Consider the following 20059-nt stretch of genomic DNA (forward strand, 5'->3'; position numbering starts at 1 on the left):
CTCGACCAGCTGCGGGGGCGTGGACGGCGGGCCCTCTGCCGGTGGATCTCGGCGCACCGTCCGCGCCGGGTCAGCCCTTGTCGGCGCCCTCGTTGGCGCCCCGGACGAAGTACCGCTGGAAGATCACGAAGAGCACCGCCACCGGGATGGTGGCCAGCAGCGCGGCGCCGAGCTTCAGCGGATACTGCGTGCCCTTGCCGAGCGAGCCGCTGACCAGGTCGGCCAGCCCCCGGGGCAGGGTGAACAGGCTCGGGTCCTGGACGGCGACCAGGCTGTGCGGGAACTCGTTCCAGGAGCTCTGGAACGACAGGATGGTCAGCGTGATCAGGGCCGGCTTCGCCATCGGCAGCACCACCGACCAGAAGGTGCGGAAGGTGCCCGCGCCGTCGATCCGGGCCGCCTCCTCCACGCTGACCGGGATCGACTCGAAGAACTGCTTCATGATGAAGACTCCGGCCGCGTCGGCGAGCAGCGGCACGACCAGTCCCGCGTAGCTGTCGTAGAGGCCGAGCTGGTTGAGCACCAGGAACTTCGGGATCAGCAGCACCACGCCGGGCACCGCCATCACCGCGATGATCGCGGCGAACAGCCCGGCCCGGCCGCGGAACCGCAGCCGTGCGAGGGCGTAGCCGGCGAGCGAGTCGAAGAACACCCGGGCGAGCGTCACCAGCACCGTGACCAGCAGCGAGTTGCCCAGCCAGAGCGGGAAACTGGTGCCCGCGAAGATCCGCTCGAAGCCGGCCAGCGACAGCGGGTCGGGCACCGGGGAGAGCGGGTTCGCGGCGGCGTCCGGCTCGGTCTTGAACGAGTTGCCGATCTGGATGACGAACGGGTAGAGGAAGACCAGCCCGAAGAAGATCAGGACGGCGTACCCGAGGAACCTGTTCACCAGGGCGCGCGGGTCGCGGTCGGCGCGGCGCGCGGTGGCCGCCGGGGCCGGCGGCCGGTCTGTCAGCACGGTCATGTCCGCGACCCTTCCGGTGCGCGTCGCCACCACCGGCCGCGCCGGGGCCGGGGCTCGTCCCGCTCGGCCATCACCCGGCGCTGGATCAGGGTGAGCACGATGATGATCAGGAAGAGGACGAATGAGATGGCCGCCCCGGAGCCGTAGTCGAAGTCCCGGAACGCGGTCCGGTACGACAGGTAGGCCGGGGTGAGCGTGGTCTTGGCCGGCTCACCCTGGCTCATCACGTACACCTGGTCGAAGACCTGCCAGGAACCGATCAGGCCGAGGGTGAGCACCAGGAACGTGGTCGGCTTGATCAGCGGCAGGGTGACGTGCCGGAACCGCTGCCACCGGCCGGCGCCGTCGAGGGTGCTCGCCTCGTCCAGCGCCACCGGCACGTTCTGCAGCGCGGCGAGGAACATCAGCATGAAGGTGCCGGAGGTGGTCCAGACCACCAGGCTGATGATCGAGATCATCGCGACGCTCGGCCCGGAGAGCCAGTCCCACCAGGTCAGCCCGAACGGTCCGCCGGCGGTGAGCGCGGCGGGCGGGGAGTCCACGCCGACCGCGCCGAGCAGCAGGTGCAGCACGCCCCGCGAGTCGGCGAACCACTGCGGCCCCTCGATGCCGAAGAGGCGCAGCAGCGCGTTGACCGCGCCGGAGTTGGCGAACATGAACAGGAAGACCACGCTGATCGCCACCGAGCTGGTGACCGAGGGGAAGTAGAAGGCGGTCCGGAAGAACCCCTTCCCCTTGAGCATCCGGTTGTTGACCACCAGGGCGAGCCCGAGGGCGAGCACCGTCTGCGTCGGCACCACGAGCACCACGTAGTAGATGTTGTTCCGGATGCTGGTCATGAAGTCGCGACGGGCGAGCCCGTCCTCGGTGAACAGCCGGGTGTAGTTGTCGCCGCCGACGAACGGCACCTTCCCGGTGAACGGGCTGCCCTGGCCGTTCCAGTCGGTGAGGCTCACCCAGATCGCCATCAGGATCGGCAGCAGCAGGAACAGTCCGAGGATGACGATCACGGGTGCGACGAAGAGCCACCCGGCGACGTTCTCGTTGCTCCGGATGCCGCGTCCCGGGCGGCGCGGCTGGCGGGCCCGCGCGGTGGCCGGCCCGGCGAGTGCTTCGGTTGCCATCTCCCCTCCTCCCTCCGGTCGGAGGTGGAAGGAAGGGCCCCCTCTCAACAACCGTCTGTCAATAGGGGGCCCCTCCTTGCACCTCAGCCGCCGAGCGCCGCCTTGGCGTTCTTGTCGAAGTTCTGCAGGACGGTCTTCGGGTCGCCGTTGGCCAGGCCCTGCAGGCCGGTGTCCAGGTCGCCGAGGACGCTGTCCATCTTCGGGGCGTTCACCGGGCCCTGGGCGTACGCGGCGCCGTCGATGAACGGCTTGTCGGCCGGGAACGCGCTGGTGTACTGGTCCCGGACGGACTGCCGGGAGGGCATCACGCCGAACGCCTTGGCGAAGGCCATCTGCTGGTCACCGGCGGTCATCGCCTCGACGAACTTGATCGCCTGGTCCTTGAACTTCGACTTCGCCGCGATCCCCCAGCAGTTGGTGAAGGAGAGCGTGCCCTGGCCCTTCGGGCCGGCGGGCAGCGGGACGACCTTGTACTTCACGTTGGGGAAGTCGTTCTGCAGGGCGCCCTTGATCCAGTTGCCCTCGATGGTCATCACGGCCTTGCCCTTGCCGAACGCCTCACCGGACCAGCCGGCGTCGAGCTGCTTGGGGTACCGGGCGTAGCCGCTGGTGATCAGGGTCTTGACGTACTGGAGGGCCTGGAGGTTCTCCGGGGTGTCCGCGGTGGGCTGCTTGCCGTCCTTGCTGATCAGCCACCCGCCGTTCTGCACCATGAAGGCCCCGATCCGGTCCCGGGTGTCACCGAGGGCGAGCGGCACCAGGCCCTTGGCCTTGATCTTCTGGCTGGTGGCGGTGAGCTGGTCCCAGGTGGTCGGCACGTCGGCGTCGGTCAGCCCGGCCTTGGCCCACAGGTCGGTGTTGATCTGCAGGGCGAGGGTGGAGAAGTCCTTCGGCGCGCAGTAGAACTTGCCGTCGTAGGTGAACGCGGTGCGCAGGCTCTCGTAGAAGTCGTCCGGCTTGCTGATCTTGTCGCCGTACGGCTCGAGGGCGCCGACGCTGGCGTAGTCGGCGAACCGGCTCGCGTCGACGTAGAACACGTCCGGCGGGTTGCCGCCCGCGAGGGCCTGGCCGAGCTGCTGGACGAGGTCCTGAGCGGGGGTGACGGTGGCCTGGTTGCCCGACGACGACGCCCACTTCGCGGCGGCGTCCTGGACGGCCTTGGTCTCCGCGTCGCCGGAGGAGCCGATCAGGATCTGCAGGTTCGCCGGCCCGCTGGACTGCTTCGCGTCGCCGGAGGAGTCGTCGAAGCCGCTGCCGCAGGCGGCGGAGCCGAACAGGGCGACGGCGGCGAGGCCGGCCATCGCCGCCCGGGTGAGGGATCGAGGTGCCATCTTCTTCTCCTGGTGGGGGAAACGGGGGTCACGCGGTGTGCCGCAGCACCAGCGCGGGCTGGAGCAGCACCTGGGGTTCGGTGGGGTGGCCGTCGAGTACGCCGGTAAGCAGCTCGACACAGCGGGCGGCGGCGGCCGCGAGCGGTTGACTGACGCTGGTCAACCCGACCGCCGCCGCGACCGGGGTGTCGTCGAATCCGATGACGGCGGTCTCCGCGGCCACCGCCCGGACGGCCTGGAGCGCGCCGAGCGCGAGCGAGTCGCTCGCGCAGACCACGCCGGTCGGCGGGGCGGGGGTCGTGAGCAGCTCGCGCATCGACCGCTCGCCGTTGGCGATGCCGTCCTCGGTCTCCCGGTGCAGGCCGTCCCGGTCGAGGCCGGCCGCGGTCAGGGTGGTACGCCAGCCGGCGCGCCGGTCGTCGCCGACGCCGGAGCCCGCTGGCCAGCCGATGAAGGCGACCCGGCGGTGGCCGTTGGTCAGCAGCCGCGCGGTGGCCTGGGCGGTGCCGGCGGCGCCGTCGACGTCGACCCAGGGGTGCGACTCGGGGGCGTCCCAGGGCCGGCCGAAGGTCACGAAGGGCACTCCCCGGTCGCCCAGCCAGGCCGTCCGGGGGTCGCCGTGGTCGGTGCCGGTCAGCACGAAGCCGTCCAGCTCGTACGCGCCGAGCAGGTCGTCGTAGGTGGCGATCTCCTGGTCGTCGTCGGTGGCGGTGTAGAGCATGACCCGGTAGCCGGCGGCGTCGGCGGTCTCGGTGAGGCCATGCAGGAACCGGTCGAGCACCGAGCCGTTGATCCCGTCCCGGGTGGGCTCGATCCGGACGGCGATCAGCCGGGAGCGCCCGGTCCGCATCTGCCGGGCGGCCTGGTTGGCCCGGTAGCCCAGCTCCGCGATCGCCTCCTGCACCCGCTGCCGGGTCTCCTCGCGGACGATGTGCGGCGCGTTGAGGACGTTCGACACGGTCTGCCGGCTGACCTGGGCGTGCCGGGCCACCGTAGCGATCGTCACCTTGTCAGACACAAAATCCCTCTCGCCGCCTTGAACGATCCAACTCCCTTACGGCAGGATTAGATCGTTCAAAGTTTCTGGAATGTTTCGCACTTTGCACCGGCCGGGACGATCTGTCAAGACATCCGGGACGACCCGGTCGCGACACCCCCGTACCACCGATCAGCACCTGGAGTTCCCCGTGACCGAACGCCATCTGCAACCCCTGCTGCACGACCTGGTCGGGGTGGTCCTCGCCCCCACCAGCGCGCTGGGTGACGCGGCCGGCCAGATCCGCCCGAGCGGCGTCCAGGGCGTCTTCCACGCCGACGCCCGGGTGCTCTCCCGGGCCGAGCTGCGCGTCGACGAGCGGGAGCCCGAGGGGTTGACCCGCGGTCAGGTCGACCCGCACACCACCCGCTTCGTCGGCCTCACCCGCTGGCTCGGCGACCCCGGCCCGGATCCCACCGTCCGGGTCGACCGGGTCCGCCGGGCGCGGCCCACCGGCATCAGCGAGGAACTGCACGTCGTCTCCACCGCCACCGTGCCGGTCCGCGCCACCGTGAGCGTCGACCTCGGCTGCGACCTGGCCCCGATCGAGGTGGTCAAGTCCGGCGGCGCCACCACGCCGCTGGAGGCGAAGGCCGGCCAGCCCGGGCAGCTCAGCTGGGCCGCCGACGGGATCACCGTGACCGTCACCGGCGAGGCCGCCCAGGTGGACGCCACCGCCGAGCGGACCATCGCACCCCGGCTGAGCTGGCCGGTCGACCTCGCCCCCGGCGCGACGGTGACGCTGCGCTGGCGGCTCACGGTCGACGACCCGAACGCCGTGGTCACCGCCCCCACCGGCGCGCCGACCTGGTCCGACCCCGCCGTACGCGCCGACGACCGCCGGCTGGCCCGCCTCCTCGACCGGTCGCTGGCCGACCTGCGCGGGCTGCGGCTGGCCGACCCGGCCCGGCCGACCGACGTCTTCCTCGGCGCCGGCGTGCCCTGGTTCCTCACCCTGTTCGGCCGGGACAGCCTCTGGGCCGCCCGGATGATGCTGCCGCTCGGCACCGAACTGGCCGCCGGCACGCTGCGGGTCCTCGCCCGCCGGCAGGGCACCCGGGTCGACCCGGCCACCGGCGAGGCCCCCGGCAAGATCCTGCACGAGCTGCGCCGGCACGAGTTCACCCTCCGCGACGAGGGGCCGCGCCTGCCGCCGGCCTACTACGGCACGGTCGACGCGACCATGCTCTGGATCAGCCTGCTGCACGACGCCTGGCGCTGGGGGCTCCCCGCCGACCAGGTCGAGCCGCTGCTGCCGCACCTGGAGGCCGCGCTCGGCTGGCTCGCCGACCACGCCGACGCCGACGGCGACGGCCTGGTCGAGTACGTCGACACCACCGGCCACGGGCTGTCCAACCAGGGCTGGAAGGACTCCGGCGACGCGGTCCGGTTCCGCGACGGCCGGCTCGCCCAGGCGCCCATCGTGCTGGCCGAGGTGCAGGGGTACGCGTACCGGGCGGCGATGGACGGGGCGGCCCTGCTCGACGCCTTCGATCGGCCCGGCGCCGACCGCTGGCGCGAGTACGCCGACCGGCTGGCCGGGAAGTTCCGGGCCACGTTCTGGGTGGCCGGCCGGCACGGCCCCCAGCCGGCCCTCGCGCTGGACCGGGACAAGCGCCCGGTCGACTCGCTGACCAGCAACATCGGCCACCTGCTCGGCACCGGACTGCTGTCGGCGGACGAGTCGGCGCAGGTGGCGGCGCTGCTCACCACCGACGCGCTGGCCGGCGGCTTCGGGCTGCGCACCATGTCCACCGACGACGCCGGCTTCAGCCCGCTGTCGTACCACTGCGGGTCGATCTGGACGCACGACACCGCGATCGTCCTCGCCGGGCTGGCCCGGGCCGGCTTCGCCGACGCCGCGCTCGGCCTGGCCGAAGGGCTGCTCGGCGCCGCCGAGGCGTTCGACTACCGGCTGCCCGAGCTGTACGGCGGGGACGACCGCGCGGTGGCCGGCCGCCCGGTGCCGTACCCGGCGGCCTGCCGACCGCAGGCCTGGTCGGCGGCGGCCGCGGTCCTGCTCCTCCAGGCCGGTGTCGGGCTCTACCCCGACGTGCCCGCCGGCCGGGTGACGGTACGCCCGCTGGCCGGCCCCGAGCTGGGCGCGCTCGCGGTCGACCGGTTCCGCGTGGCCGGCGCCCCGGTCGACGTCCACGTCGACAGCTCCGGCCACCCCACGGTCACCGGCCTGCCATCCGGCCTCACGCTCGACACCGCGACCCCCCGCTCCACCCCGACCATCCCCGCCCCGCGCCCCGCCCCCACCACCCCCTCTCCCCACACCCCCCGCTGACCACCGCCCCCACCCCGTCGATCATGAAGTTGTTGCCGCGACTCGCCGAGGCGGGTGGCAACCACTTCATGATCACGGGGCGGGTCGGGCGGGTCAGGCACGTGGGGGGAGTTCGGCGACGAGTTCGTCGTCCTCCATGGCGCCGGTGGGGGTGAAGCCCAGGGAGGCGTAGAGGCGAGCGGCGGCAAGGTTCTCCGGGTGGTACGACAGTCGTACGACGCTGCCGCCGTCCTGCCCGGACAGCCAGTCGGCGAGGGTGCGCACGGCGGCCCGCCCGACGCCCCGGTCCTGCGCCGCGGCGTCGATCACCATGCCGCCGATCCAGCGGGAACCATCGTCGTCCACGCCCCACATGACGTGCCCCACCACCGCCTCGTCGGCGACCACGGCGAGCGAGTTCCAGACGTCCGAGCGCATCGTCAGCACCAGGTACCGGGCGGCCAGGGCGGGCACCCAGGCCCGCTGATCGTCGCGGGGGGCGACGTCGGCGACGGCCCGCCAGTTCCCGTCGTCGACCTGCCGCAGGGTGACGTGGCGGCCGGCGCGGTCGCGCAACCCGGAATCGATGATCACCGGGGTGAGCCTAGGCCGCGGCCGGCTCGCGGGCGACCGCTTTCGGCCGCCCGCCGCGGGTTCAGCCGGCCCGGGCGTCCAGGTACGGCCGGGGGTCACCCGCCCCGAGGTCGGTGACGCCCGCGGTGTGCAGGGCGCCGATGGCGAGCGTACGGCGGACGGCCGCGAAGGTGATCACGTGGCCGATGGTGCCACCGAGGGTGTGGGTGGTCGGCGGCGTGCAGGTGGTGTCGACGAACGTGTCGGCGAGGGTGCCGGCGGCCAGCGTCCGCGCCACGAAGGCGCGGTAGTCCCGGCCGGCCACCGCGTGCCGGGCCGCCAGGCCGCCGATCGACCGGTCGCTCTCGTCGGGCCAGTCGCCGCCGCGCAGCGCCGACAGCCAGTGCTCCTCCTGGGTGACCATCGCGTTGATCAGCGACCGGAGGGTGGGCCGGTCGTCGATCGTCTCGACCGAGACGGTGACGGGCCGGTCGAGGACCTCCTCGTTCAGCCCGGCGGCGCGGTCGATGATCGCGGTCAGGGTCTCGACGTGGTGGTCGACCAGGTGCTGCAGCACGTTCATGGGAGTCTCCTCGTGCGCTGCCGGCAGCCGCAGGCCGCCGGGGGGTTGGAAGTGGACGCCATTCGGGCACGGCAGCTCCAGCTCCCGGAAGGTGAGCGGCGGGCGCCGTCGTACGGCCGTGGGTGTCGCCCGGTACGAGCGGAGAAAAGCGCGGGTGAACGCCTCGTGCGAGCCGTACCCGGCCTCCACCGCGATGTCCAGGACGGTGCGGTCACTGGTGGTGAGTCGATGGGCCGCCCGCTCCAGCAGCAGCCGGCGCCGCAGCGCGCCGGGCGGCTCGCCGGTGGCCGCGGCGACCAGCCGGTCGAAGTGGAAGCGGGACAGGTGGGCGCGGGCGGCGAGATCGGCCGGGCTGATCGCCGGGTCGTCGACGCCGGCCTGCACCCAGTCGAGGATGCTGGTCAGCCCGTCCGTCGTGGTCATGGCTACAGCGTGCACCGTGGACCGGTTGCCACGCTTGATCGCCGTTGCGCACCTGCCGAGTGGCGGTGCCGGCGCGGCCAGTGGCCGCGGGGAGCGAGGCTGTGGCCGCCGGGCAGCGACCGCTACTTCGCGCACCTCGGCCAGCCGCGTGCGGGCGCCGGCCAGCGCCCGGCGGTGGCGGCCGGGCGACGGCCACCCCGCAGCCCACGGCCGCCGGGCAATGGGGCGTCAGTCGAGCAGGGCGTCCAGGCCGACGGTCAGGCCCGGGCGGTGCCGCACCGCGCGGACGGCCAGCAGCACGCCGGGCATGAAGGAGGCGCGGTCGTACGAGTCGTGCCGGATGGTCAGCGTCTCCCCGAGGGTGCCGAAGAGCACCTCCTGGTGGGCGACCAGTCCGGTGGCCCGGACCGCGTGGACGCGTACCCCGTCGATCTCGGCGCCGCGCGCGCCCGGCACCTCGTCCCTGGTGGCGTCCGGCACCGGGCCGAGGCCGGCCTCGGCGCGGGCCGCCGCGATGAGCCGCGCGGTGTGCGTCGCCGTGCCGCTCGGGGCGTCCAGCTTGCGCGGGTGGTGCTGCTCGATGATCTCGACCGACTCGAAGTGCCGGGCCGCCCGGGCGGCGAACTGCATCATCAGCACCGCGCCGATGCCGAAGTTGGGGGCGATCACCACACCCACGCCGGGCTTGCGCCCCAGCCAGCCGCGCACCCGGTCCAGCCGCTGCTCGGTGAAGCCGGTGGTGCCGACCACCGCGTTGATGCCCTGGTCGATGCACCAGTGCAGGTTGTCCATGACGACGTCCGGAGTGGTGAAGTCGACGACCACCTCGGCGCCCGCATCGGAGGCGTTGAACAGCCAGTCACCCTGGTCGATCATGGCCACCAGGTCCATGTCGGGGGCCGCGTCGACCGCCTTGCAGACCTCCATGCCCATCCGGCCGCGGGCACCCAGCACGCCGACCCGGACCGGCTCGGCCGGGGTCTTCTCCTGCTCGTCAGTCACGGGGCACAACCTATCCCAATCGGGACGCGGTCACCCCCCGGGACCGGCGGCCGTCCCACAGGACGACCCTGATCGCGCCCGGACACGGCACCCGCGACGGGTGGCGGGCAAGGGATCCGCGCACGGCGCGGCGACACGCGCGAGATGGGGATGCGGCAGTTTGCCCGGTTGCGGCCCACGGAGACCGCGACATGCGGCAACTCGCGGATCGAACCCGGGGTCAGGCGGTGAAGTCGTGCTCGCCGAAGGGGCCGACCAGGGCGAGGGACATCGGCCGGCTGAGCAGCTCGGCGGCGAGGGCGTTCACGTCGTCCAGGGTCACCGCGTCGACCCGGGCGAGCAGCTCGTCCACCGGCATCAGGTCGCCGTAGAGCAGCTCACCCTTGGCCAGCCGGCTCATCCGCGAGCCGGTGTCCTCCAGGCCCAGCACGAACGAGCCCTTCGACATGCCCTTGCCCCGGGCCAGCTCGTCGGCGGTGATCCCGTCGGCGGCCACCCGGGCCAGCTCGGCGCGGGTCAGCTCCAGCACCTCGTCCACCTTTCCCGGCGCGCAGCCCGCGTAGACGGCGAAGAGGCCGCTGTCGGCGTACTGGCTGGCGTAGGAGTAGACCGAGTAGGCCAGGCCGCGCCGCTCCCGGATCTCCTGGAACAGCCGGCTGGACATCCCGCCGCCGAGGACGTTGTTCAGCACGCCGAGGGCGAAGCGCCGGCCGTCGGTGCGGTCGATGCCGGGGCAGCCGAGGATGACGTGCGCCTGCTCGGTCTCCTTCGGCTCGACCAGGGTGGCGGCCGGCTTGGTGCGTACCGCCGGGGTGGCCGGGCGGTGCGGGGCCGGCGTCGCCGGCTCGCTGTCCAGGGGGGTGCCGCGCAGGGCCTGGCGGACCAGCTTGACCACGGTGGCGTGGTCGAGGTTGCCGGCGGCGGCGATGACGATCTGCGGCGGGGTGTAGCGGCGCCGGTAGAAGCTCTGGATCTGCCGGCGGGTCATCGGGGTGACCGTCTCCTCGGTGCCGGAGATCAGCCGACCGAGGGGGTGGTCGCCGTAGACGGCCCGGGCGAACAGGTCGTGCACCTCGTCGCCGGGCTCGTCGTCGTGCATGGCGATCTCTTCGAGGATGACGCCCCGCTCGGTCTCCACGTCGGCCGGTTCCAGCACCGAGTCGGCGACCGCGTCGCACATCACGTCGATGGCCAGCGGCAGGTCCTCGTCGAGCACCCGCGCGTAGTAGCAGGTGTATTCCTTCGTGGTGAAGGCGTTCGTCTCGCCGCCCACCGCCTCGATCTCGGAGGAGATCTCCATCGCGGTCCGCTTCTTGGTGCCCTTGAAGAGCAGGTGCTCCAGGAAGTGCGCGGCACCGCCCTGCGGCCCGGTCTCGTCGCGGGAGCCGACCGCCACCCAGATGCCGAAGGAGACGCTGCGCATCGCCGGGATCGCCTCGGTCAGCACGCGCAGGCCGCTGGGCAGCACGGTACGGCGTACCGTCCCGCCCAGCGGGTCGTCACTCAGCGTGCGGGTGACCGCCCGGGCCGACCCGCCGACGCGCCCGGGCTGCGGCCCGGTGGCGTGCCGGACGGCGCCGGACGGCGCCACCCCCCGTCGACCCGCAGGAAAAGACGAACGCTGGGCCCGACTCACGGAAACCTGCTCTCACTTCGACGAGGGGTGGGGTGTCACGGCGACGGCTCCAGATCGCGGCGCCAGACGCGCCGAGCCGGAGTCGTCGAAGGCCGGGTGGGGACGTCGTCCCCACCCGGCCGGTCACTGCTCAGCTGTGGCGGGTCCGCCGGCGCGGACGCTCGCCGCCCTCGCCACCCTCGCCGCCGCCCTGGCCGCGCTCGCCGCGCTCCGGGCCCCGGCTGCCGCGCTCGCGGTCCCGGTCGCCGCGGTCCCGCGGGCCCCGGTCGCCACCGCGGCCGGCCGGACGCTCGCCACCCTCGGCCTCACCGGCGGCCGGCGCCTCGGCGCCCTCCGGGCGGACCTTGTCCAGGTAGATCTTGCCGCGGGCGTCGATGTCGGCGATCTCGACCTCGACCCGGTCGCCGACGTTGAGGAAGTCCTCGACCTTCTCGACCCGCTTGCCGTCGCCCACCTTGGAGATGTGCAGCAGGCCGTCGCGGCCCGGCAGCAGCGAGATGAAGGCGCCGAACGCGGCGGTCTTCACCACGGTGCCGAGGAACCGGTCGCCGACCTTCGGCAGCGTCGGGTTGGCGATCGCGTTGATCCGCTCCACCGCGGCCTGGGCCGACGGCCCGTTGGTCGCGCCGACGTAGATGGTGCCGTCGTCCTCGATGGAGATCTCGGCGCCGGTCTCGTCCTGGATGGCGTTGATGGTCTGACCCTTCGGGCCGATCACCATGCCGATCTTGTCGACCGGGATCTTGACGGTGGTGACCCGCGGCGCGTAGTCCGACATCTCGGCCGGCGCCTCGATCGCCCGCTGCATCACGTCGAGGATGGTCTGCCGGGCCTCGTGCGCCTGCTGCAGCGCGGCCGCCAGCACGTCCGACGGGATGCCGTCGAGCTTGGTGTCGAGCTGCAGGGCGGTGACGAAGTCCCGGGTGCCGGCGACCTTGAAGTCCATGTCACCGAACGCGTCCTCGGCGCCGAGGATGTCGGTCAGCGTCACGTACTGGGTCTTGCCCTCGACCTCGTCGGAGATGAGGCCCATGGCGATACCGGCGACCGGCGCCTTCAGCGGCACACCGGCCGACAGCAGGCCCAGCGTCGAGGCGCAGACCGAACCCATCGAGGTGGAGCCGTTGGAGCCGAGCGCCTCGGAGACCTGCCGGATGGCGTACGGGAACTCCTCGCGCGACGGCAGCACCGGGATCAGCGCCCGCTCCGCCAGGGCGCCGTGGCCGATCTCGCGCCGCTTCGGCGAGCCGACCCGACCGGTCTCACCGGTCGAGTACGGCGGGAAGTTGTAGTTGTGCATGTAGCGCTTGGACTTCTCCGGGGAGAGGGTGTCCAGCGTCTGCTCCATGCGCAGCATGTTCAGCGTGGTGACGCCCAGGATCTGGGTCTCGCCCCGCTCGAACAGGGCCGAGCCGTGCACCCGCGGCAGCACGCCGACCTCGGCGGTCAGCGGGCGGATGTCGCGCGGGCCGCGGCCGTCGATGCGGACCTGCTCGCGCAGCACCCGGTTGCGCACCTCGGACTTGGTCAGCGAGCGGAAGGCGGCGGAGAGCTCCTTCTCCCGGCCCTCGAAGCGCGGGCCGAGCTCCTGCTGCACGCGGGCCTTGACCGCGTCCAGGGCCTCCTCGCGGACGGCCTTGCCGGCGATCTGGAGGGCCTCGGCGACGTCGGCGCGGGCCAGGTCGGCCACCGCCTCGTACGCGTCGTCCTGGTAGTCCAGAAAGACCGGGAACTCGGCGACCGGCTTGGCCGCCACCTCGGCCAGCTCGCTCTGCGCCCGGCACAGCTCACGGATGGCCGGCTTGGCGGCCTCCAGGCCGCTGGCGACGACCTCCTCGGTCGGGGCGGGGGCGCCGCCGGCGACCAGCGCGACGGTGCGGTCGGTGGCCTCGGCCTCGACCATCATGATCGCGACGTCGCCGTCGGCCAGCGCACGACCGGCCACCACCATGTCGAAGGTGGCCCGGGTCAGCTCCTCGTGGGTCGGGAAGGCGATCCACTGGCCGTCGACGTGCGCCATCCGGGTGGCCCCGATCGGGCCGGAGAACGGCAGGCCGGAGAGCTTGGTCGACATCGAGGCGGCGTTGATCGCCACGACGTCGTACGGGTGCTGCGGGTCGAGCGCGAGGATGGTCTCGACGACCTGGACCTCGTTGCGCAGGCCCTTGACGAACGACGGGCGCAGCGGCCGGTCGATCAGCCGGCAGGTGAGGATCGCGTCCTCGCTGGGGCGACCCTCGCGGCGGAAGAACGAGCCGGGGATCCGGCCCGCGGCGTACATCCGCTCCTCGACGTCGACGGTCAGCGGGAAGAAGTCGAACTGCTCCTTCGGCTGCTTGCCGGCGGTGGTGGCGGAGAGGACGACCGTCTCGCCCAGCTGGGCGACGACGGAGCCGGCGGCCTGGCGAGCCAGCCGACCGGTGGAGAAGGTGATCTCGCGGGTGCCGAACGACCCGTTGTCGATCACGGCGGTGCGGGATTCGGTGCCGAGGTTGGTCTCGGTCATGTGCTGTCGTGCTCCTTCGCGTCGTGGGCCCACGACACGGGAGCTGCTCAGACGGCCGGTCTTCGATCGAAGCGCCCGGGTGACCGGCATGATGCCGGGATTCCCGGGGGCCACTACCGGAGACCGGTACGCTGACCGGCTCCCTCTCAGGTGGTCGCGCGGCCCTGTTCTTCTGTGGTACCGGAACGGGGGAGCGGCCGAGTGGCCACTCCCCCGTCACGTCATCGGCGCAGGCCGAGCCGCTCGATGAGCGACCGGTAGCGGTTGATGTCCTTCTTCTGGACGTAGTTGAGCAGCCGACGGCGACGGCCGACCAGCAGCAGCAGCCCGCGGCGGCTGTGGTGGTCGTGCTTGTGCACCTTCAGGTGCTCGGTGAGCTCGGCGATCCGCTTGGTGAGGACCGCGACCTGCACCTCCGGCGAACCGGTGTCGCCCTCGGCGGTCGCGTACTCCGAGCGGATCTTGGCCTTGGCTTCCTGGTCGAGCGCCATGTTCTCCCTGTTTCGATGGGTTGATCACTGATGTCCGTCGTCGGGATCCGGAGGACCGGAGACGGACGAACCTCGCACCCGCGGCGTCGTGCAGGCACGCGAGGCCCCACGTCGGTCAGCCGACGTCCCCGCCAGCCTACCAGCCCGCGCCGGACCCGCCCGGTCAAGGGCCGCGACACGGGTCAGCCGAGCACCCGCCGGGTCCGTTCCACGTCCTCGGCGATCTGGGCGACCAGCGGCTCGATCGCGTCGTACGTCCGCTGTTCACGCAGGTGGGCGACGAAGTCCAGGGCCAGCCGCTCGCCGTACAGGTCGCCGGTGAAGTCCAGCGCGTACGCCTCCACCCGCCGCTCCCGGCCGGAGAAGGTCGGGTTGGTGCCGATCGACACCGCCGCGGCGAGGGGTTCCCGATGCCCCCGGCGCACCAGCCGGGCGGCGTACACCCCGTCGGCGGGGATCGCCGCGTACCGGTGGCGGAGCAGGTTGGCGGTGGGGTAACCCAACTCACGGCCGCGCTGGTCACCGCGGACCACGACGCCCTCCACCCGGTGCGGGCGGCCCAGCGCGGCGGCCGCCGCCACCACGTCACCCGCGTCGACGCAGGAGCGGATGTACGTGGAGGAGAAGACCGTGCCGGCCCCGGCGACCAACGGCCCGGCCTCCACCCCGAAGCCGAAGGTCCGGCCGAGCCGCTCCAGCAGCGCCACGTCACCGGCCGCCCGGTGCCCGAACCGGAAGTTGTCGCCGACCACCACCAGCGCGGCGTGCAGGTGTTCGACGAGGATGTCGTGCACGAACTCCTCGGCCGGCAGCCGGGAGAACTCCGCGGTGAACGGCACCACGCAGAGCACGTCGACGCCGAGCGCCTCGATCAGTTCCGCCTTGCGGGCCGGCTCGGTCAGCACGGCCGGGTGCGAGCCGGGGCGGACCACCTCCGCCGGGTGCGGGTCGAAGGTCACCACCACCGACTTGACGCCCAGCTCACGGGCGCGCGCCACGGCGTGGCCGATGGTCGCCTGGTGCCCCTTGTGCACGCCGTCGAAGACGCCGATGGTGACGACCGACCGCCCCCAACCACCGGGCGCCGCCTCGTACCCCCGCCACCGCTGCATGCCGCTCCTCCCCTGCTGTCCCGCCGGCCGGCGCCGGTCGGGTCGCTCCGCGCCCGGCCGTCGGGCCGGGGCGAGCACGATCCCCGCGCCCGGCCGTCAGGCCGGGGCGAGCACGATCTCCGCGCGGGCCCGCCCGTCCCGCTCGCTGACGATAGCGATCAGGCCGCCGCCCGGACCGAAGACGGCGTACGGCCCGGCGATGCCGGCCGGGTCCAGCGGCCCGCCGTGGGAGAGGATCTTCGCCTCGTCCGGGGTGGCGTCCCGGCGTGGGAAGTACCGGTCCGCGGCCGCGTCGAGCGGCAGGTTGACCACCTCCGGCGCGCGCTGCTCCAGCTCGTCGAGGGTGGCCGCCTCGGCCAGGGTGAAGCCGCCCACCGCGGTCCGTCGCAGCGCCGTCAGGTGGCCACCGACCCCCAGCGCCAGGCCCGTGTCCCGGGCGATGGCCCGGATGTACGTCCCGGACGAGCAGGTCACGTCCACGTCCACGTCCACCACGTCAGTCTGGTCCCGACGGATCGAGAGCACGTCCAGCCGGGAGATGGTGACCCGGCGGGCCGGCAGCTCGACGCTCTCCCCCTCGCGGACCCGCTTGTACGCCCGCTCCCCGTTGACCTTGATGGCGCTGACCGCGCTCGGCACCTGGTCGATCTCCCCGGTCAGCGCCGCGAGCGCCGCGTGCACCGCCTCGTCGGTCACCGTGCCGGCCGGCGTCGTGGCGATCACGTCGCCCTCGGCGTCGTCGGTGACGGTGGACTGGCCGAGCCGGATCGTCGCGGTGTAGCTCTTGCCGGCGCCGATCACGTAGGTGAGCAGCCGGGTGGCTCGACCCACGCCGATCACCAGCACGCCGGTGGCCATCGGGTCGAGGGTGCCCCCGTGGCCGACCCGGCGGGTCCGCGCCAGCCGCCGGATCCGCGCCACCACGTCGTGCGACGTCATGCCGCCGGGCTTGTCGACCACGATAAGTCCGTCTGTGCTCACGGCCGTCAAGCCTGCCAGAGGTGGATCCCGACGCCCGCGGGGGATACCGCCCCCGGCCGCTCAGGTGTAAAGATCATCCGCCCCCGCCCCGCCGGACCCCGGGATCCCGCCGATGACCAGTGCCGACCGCACCCCCGAACCGTCCTCCCGGCCCGACCCCGCGCGCCCCGGGTCGGAGGAGTTCCCCGACTGGCTGCACCAGCTCGAGAAGGAGATCCGGCTCGGCCGGACGGTACGGCTGCGGATCTGGTTCCGGCGCCGGGCCGGTCGGCTGCTCGCCGGGGTCGGCGCGCTGGTGGCGCTCGCCCTCCTCGCCACCCTCGGCACCGTCGGCTACGGGTACGCCCGCCGCCCGGGCCCGAAGGCGTACCCGACGATCAGCCAACCGTCCGGGGTGTACGCCACCAGCACCGCGTCCCCGCCCCCGGCGGCCGGGCCGTTCGACGGCACCCCGGCCGCCGCGTTCCCGCAGGGGGCGGCCGGGATCACGCTGCCGCCGGCGAAGCGGACCGGCGACTTCACCCCGAAGCAGGTGGCCGCCGCGCTGGCGAAGGTCCGCGCCGCCCTGATCACCGCCCGGCTGGACCGGACGTTCATGACGGCGAAGGACCCGGAGCGGCTGGTCCGGCAGTTCGCGCCCGACGAGCGGGCCAACATCCGCAGGGACTTCACCTCCGACGTGTTCGCCAACTTCGCGACCCGGCTCGCGCCGGGCGCCCGGCTGGCCCCGGAGCAGACCCGGGTCAAGGGGCGCGTCACCTACCGGGCGACCCGGAACCCGCGTGGCGTCCCGGTGCTGGCGGTGACCACCAACTTCGTCTGGGCGTACGCGTTCCGGACCGCCGGGGTCTACCCGGGCGACGGGGTGGTGATCGTGCACGACACGCTGGTGTGGGAGCTGCCGCACCCGGGCGACGTCCGGTCCGGGGCGAACGGTCTGTGGCTCACCGACATGCAGTCCTACGGCGCGAACGTCGACTGCGCCGCGTTCGACAAGGGACTGCTGGACGTCGGCAAGGCGAGCGATCCGGAGCCGATTGTCACCACCACCGCCACCGCTGAACCGGACTCCCTGTACGACCCCGACCGCTCCCTCGACATCCCGGACACCTGCGGACTGCACGACTGAGCCGCGCTTCCCTCTGGAGACCTGATGACCACCCCCTCCTCGTCCGGGAACCGCCCCCGCGTCGACCTGCCGGACTGGATGCGCAACCCGGAGCCGCCCCGCCGGACGCTCGGCCGGCGGCTCTCCGACCTCGTCGACGGCGTCCCGGCGCTGCGCGCCGCCCGGCGAGGGCTGTGGCGGTGGCGGGACCGGAGCCGGTTCGGCGAGCGGCACCCGGTGGGGTCGGCGATCGTCTCGTTCGTGGTGGTCGCCGTCGTGGCCACGCTGCTGATCGCCGGGGCCCTGTACCTGTTCGGCAAGATCATGCGGGGCGAACTCTGACCCGCCGCGACGCCGCGGGTGGGCGGCGGCGAGGGACAGCGCGACGAGCGTGACCCGTGCGAAGATCACCGGCCCCCCGTCACACCTTCCTCGGGAAACGCCATGACCGACACCCCGCCGACCCCCGGCCCCGCACACCGCCTCGACCAGCTCTTCGCCCCCGCCGAGGAGGCGGTCCGCATCCCGGACTGGATGCGTCAGCCCGAGGAGGAGCACGAGCTGACCCGCGGCGAACGGCTCCAGCTCGGCTGGGAACGGCACAGCGGCAAGCTCCTCGGCGGGCTCGCCGTCCTGCTGGTCCTCGGCCTGTTCGGCTTCCTCGGCGCCGCCGGGTACGGCTTCGTGCAGAAGGTCCACAACGGCGAGCAGGTGCTCCCGGTGCGGAGCCGGGACGTCACCCCGCCGCGTCCCGTCGACGCCGACGGCAACACCCTGGGTGTCTTCATCGGCACCCCCGCCGAGCGGTTCGCCGAGGGCGAGGCCGGGATCACCCTGCCGGCCGCCCGCAAGGCCGGGCCGTTCAGCGAGAAGCAGGTCGCAGACGCGCTGGCGAAGGTGCGGGCCGCGCTGGTCGAGGGCCGGCTGCGAAGCGCCATGCTCGCCGACGACCCGGAGCCGTTCCTCGCCCTGCTCGCCCCGGACGCCCGCACGGCGATCAAGGACGACCTGGCCAAGGGTGGCAACCTCGGCTACGCCACCCGGATCGCGCCCCGGGCCGATCCGGGGTGGGTGGCGGAGGACGGCATCCGGGTCCGCGGCACCGTCGAGTACGCCGCCACCACCGACCGCGACGACATCCGGGTGCTGGCCGTCACCACCCGGTTCTTCTGGGTCTACTCGTTCGATCTGTTCCAGGCACAGAAGTACCCGCCGGGTGCCGAGCTGGTCACCCTGCGCGACCAGGTCGTCTGGCACCTGCCCCACCCCGGGGACGTCCGGGCCGGCTCGCGGGGACTGTGGATCGACGCGGCCGACGTGACGGTGCTCAACGCGACCTGCGACGCGATGCGGAAGGGCTTCATCGCGCTGGAGTACGACCTGCCGCTGCTCCAGCGCCGGCCCGAGCCGGAGCAGAGCGGCGACATCTACGACGACAGCTGGCGGCCCGGCGACGGCGAGGAGTGCTGACCGACCGGTGGTGCGGTGGTCAGCGGACCGCGCCGACCACCGCCCAGCCGCCGGAGCGCAGCCGCAGCAGCAGGGCGGCCAGCCGGAGCACCACGAATAGCGTCAGCCCGGCCCAGATCCCACCCAGCCCGAGGTCGAGCCCGTAGGCGAGCCAAACCGCCGGCAGGAACCCGCCCAGCGCCGCCACGATGGTGAGGTTGCGCAGGTAGCGGACGTCTCCCGCGCCGATCAGCACACCGTCGAGGGCGAAGACCACCCCGCCGATCGGCTGCAGCGCCACGAACCACGGCCAGGCCACCATGGCCTGGTCGCGTACCTGCGGATCGGAGCTGAACCACGACGGCACGACGCCGGCCCCGGCGGCGATCAGCAGCGCGAAGGCGACCCCGCAGGCGCCACCGACCAGCGCGATCCGCCGGGCGAGGGCGCGGGCGCCGGCCGCGTCGCCCGCGCCGAGCGCGGCGCCGATCAGCGACTGGGCGGCGATGGCCAGCGCGTCCAGCACCAGGGCGGTGAAGAACCAGAGCTGGAGAGCGATCTGGTGGGCGCCGATGGCGGCGGCGCCGAACCGGGCGGCCACGGCGGTGGCGGACAGGAAGCTCGCCTGGAAGGCGACGCCCCGGATCAGCAGGTCCCGGCTGAGCACGAGCTGCTGCCGGATCAGCCCCGGCCGGGGCCGCAGGGAGACCCGCTCGCGCACCAGCGCCGCCGCGAAGAGGCCGCCGGAGAGGGTCTGCGCGGCGGCGTTGGCCACCGCCGAACCGGCCAGGCCGAGCCCGGCGGGATAGACCAGCAGCGGGCAGAGCAGCGCGGACAGCAGGTTGGGGGCGAGCACGAAGAGCAGCGGCCGCCGGGTGTCCTGGATGCCGCGCAGCCAGCCGTTGCCGGCGGCGGCGAGCAGCAGGCCGGGGGCGCCCAGCGCCGCGATGCGCAGCCACTGCGCGGCGGCGCCGGCCACGTCGCCCGAGCCGCCGACGAGGGTACGCGCCAACACCCCGCCGCCGAGCTGCATGGCGAGCGCCACCAGGACCCCGACCGCCAGGGCGAGCCAGGACGCCTGCACGCCCTCGGCCACCGCCGCGCCCCGGTCACCCGACCCGAACCGCCGCGCCGAACGCCCGGTCGTGCCGTATGCGACGACGGTGCCGAGCCAGGCGGTCAGCGTCATCACCGTGCCGCCGACGGCGAGCGCGGCCAGCGGCACCCGGCCCAGGTGCCCGACCACCGCCGTGTCGACCAGGACGTAGAGCGGCTCGGCGGCGAGCACCACGAGGGCCGGCAGAGCGAGTGCGGCGATCCGCCGCGGCGACGCGGCGTCGGACGCGGGCGAGGTGGTGGCGGTCTGACTCATCGCCGCCGATCCTGGCATGCCCAGGTAATGCCCGCAACCACCCGCACCACTTACCCACCGGTCCGCTCGCAGGGGGATCATGAAGTTGTTGTCCAC

General features: G+C 73.3%; 17 protein-coding genes. 4 read left to right on the forward strand and 13 right to left on the reverse strand.

The annotated features are described in order from the left end of the window. Positions 1 to 70 precede the first annotated feature (70 nt). From OG799_RS20550 to OG799_RS20565, 4 genes are all read right to left on the reverse strand, one after another. Positions 71 to 964 carry a carbohydrate ABC transporter permease gene (locus OG799_RS20550; protein WP_406036786.1) on the reverse strand — a complete coding sequence of 298 codons (894 nt, stop codon included), beginning with the start codon at positions 962 to 964 and terminating at the stop codon, positions 71 to 73. Then, on the reverse strand, positions 961 to 2088 hold the full coding sequence (locus OG799_RS20555) for a carbohydrate ABC transporter permease (protein ID WP_406036787.1): 1128 nt from the start codon (positions 2086 to 2088) through the stop codon (positions 961 to 963). Before OG799_RS20555 ends, OG799_RS20550 begins: the two co-directional genes overlap by 4 nt. Before the next feature lie 83 nt (positions 2089 to 2171). Further along, positions 2172 to 3419 carry an extracellular solute-binding protein gene (locus tag OG799_RS20560; RefSeq protein WP_406036788.1) on the reverse strand — a complete coding sequence of 416 codons (1248 nt, stop codon included), beginning with the start codon at positions 3417 to 3419 and terminating at the stop codon, positions 2172 to 2174. 28 nt (positions 3420 to 3447) lie between these two features. Continuing rightward, positions 3448 to 4425: a LacI family DNA-binding transcriptional regulator gene (locus OG799_RS20565; protein ID WP_406036789.1), complete on the reverse strand. Its 978-nt coding sequence runs from the start codon at positions 4423 to 4425 to the stop codon at positions 3448 to 3450. Between the two features lie 181 nt (positions 4426 to 4606). Between OG799_RS20565 and OG799_RS20570 the strand changes: the two genes are divergently transcribed. Beyond that, a complete protein-coding gene (locus OG799_RS20570; RefSeq protein WP_406036790.1) occupies positions 4607 to 6748 on the forward strand; it encodes a glycogen debranching N-terminal domain-containing protein in 2142 nt (713 codons plus the stop codon). Positions 6749 to 6841: 93 nt separating this feature from the next. Here OG799_RS20570 and OG799_RS20575 read toward each other — a convergent pair whose 3' ends face one another. The 8 genes from OG799_RS20575 to truB form a co-directional block, all read right to left on the reverse strand. Further along, positions 6842 to 7321, reverse strand: coding sequence for a GNAT family N-acetyltransferase (locus OG799_RS20575; protein ID WP_406036791.1), 480 nt, complete (start codon positions 7319 to 7321; stop codon positions 6842 to 6844). A 61-nt stretch (positions 7322 to 7382) separates the two neighbouring features. Then, the gene (locus OG799_RS20580; protein WP_406036792.1) at positions 7383 to 8306 is read right to left on the reverse strand and encodes a helix-turn-helix domain-containing protein; all 924 of its coding nucleotides are present in this window, start codon (positions 8304 to 8306) and stop codon (positions 7383 to 7385) included. 228 nt (positions 8307 to 8534) lie between these two features. Then, on the reverse strand, positions 8535 to 9308 hold the full coding sequence (gene dapB / locus OG799_RS20585; protein ID WP_406036793.1) for a 4-hydroxy-tetrahydrodipicolinate reductase: 774 nt from the start codon (positions 9306 to 9308) through the stop codon (positions 8535 to 8537). A gap of 220 nt (positions 9309 to 9528) precedes the next feature. Then, the gene (locus tag OG799_RS20590) at positions 9529 to 10899 is read right to left on the reverse strand and encodes a M16 family metallopeptidase (protein WP_406036794.1); all 1371 of its coding nucleotides are present in this window, start codon (positions 10897 to 10899) and stop codon (positions 9529 to 9531) included. 175 nt (positions 10900 to 11074) lie between these two features. Beyond that, positions 11075 to 13450, reverse strand: a complete 2376-nt coding sequence (locus tag OG799_RS20595) for a polyribonucleotide nucleotidyltransferase (RefSeq protein WP_406036795.1) — start codon at positions 13448 to 13450, stop codon at positions 11075 to 11077. Positions 13451 to 13671: 221 nt separating this feature from the next. Further along, a complete protein-coding gene (gene rpsO / locus OG799_RS20600) occupies positions 13672 to 13941 on the reverse strand; it encodes a 30S ribosomal protein S15 (RefSeq protein WP_067302624.1) in 270 nt (89 codons plus the stop codon). 182 nt (positions 13942 to 14123) lie between these two features. Then, positions 14124 to 15053 (reverse strand): bifunctional riboflavin kinase/FAD synthetase, encoded by a 930-nt coding sequence (locus OG799_RS20605; protein WP_406036796.1) that lies wholly within the window; start codon positions 15051 to 15053, stop codon positions 14124 to 14126. A 96-nt stretch (positions 15054 to 15149) separates the two neighbouring features. After that, on the reverse strand, positions 15150 to 16034 hold the full coding sequence (gene truB / locus OG799_RS20610) for a tRNA pseudouridine(55) synthase TruB (RefSeq protein ID WP_406036797.1): 885 nt from the start codon (positions 16032 to 16034) through the stop codon (positions 15150 to 15152). Between the two features lie 112 nt (positions 16035 to 16146). On the opposite strand from truB, the gene OG799_RS20615 reads away from it, so the two are divergent. The 3 genes from OG799_RS20615 to OG799_RS20625 all read left to right on the forward strand — a co-directional run bounded on the left by OG799_RS20615 (position 16147) and on the right by OG799_RS20625 (position 18612). Further along, positions 16147 to 17163, forward strand: coding sequence for a hypothetical protein (locus OG799_RS20615; RefSeq protein ID WP_406036798.1), 1017 nt, complete (start codon positions 16147 to 16149; stop codon positions 17161 to 17163). Positions 17164 to 17187: 24 nt separating this feature from the next. After that, positions 17188 to 17484 (forward strand): hypothetical protein, encoded by a 297-nt coding sequence (locus tag OG799_RS20620; RefSeq protein WP_406036799.1) that lies wholly within the window; start codon positions 17188 to 17190, stop codon positions 17482 to 17484. A gap of 102 nt (positions 17485 to 17586) precedes the next feature. Beyond that, complete coding sequence (locus OG799_RS20625; RefSeq protein ID WP_406036800.1) at positions 17587 to 18612, forward strand: hypothetical protein; 1026 nt, start codon at positions 17587 to 17589, stop codon at positions 18610 to 18612. 19 nt (positions 18613 to 18631) lie between these two features. On the opposite strand, the gene OG799_RS20630 is transcribed toward OG799_RS20625, so the two are convergent. Beyond that, positions 18632 to 19963 carry an MATE family efflux transporter gene (locus tag OG799_RS20630; RefSeq protein ID WP_406036801.1) on the reverse strand — a complete coding sequence of 444 codons (1332 nt, stop codon included), beginning with the start codon at positions 19961 to 19963 and terminating at the stop codon, positions 18632 to 18634. Positions 19964 to 20059: the final 96 nt, after the last annotated feature.

Source organism: Micromonospora sp. NBC_00898 (assembly GCF_045207895.1).
Taxonomy (GTDB): domain Bacteria; phylum Actinomycetota; class Actinomycetes; order Mycobacteriales; family Micromonosporaceae; genus Micromonospora.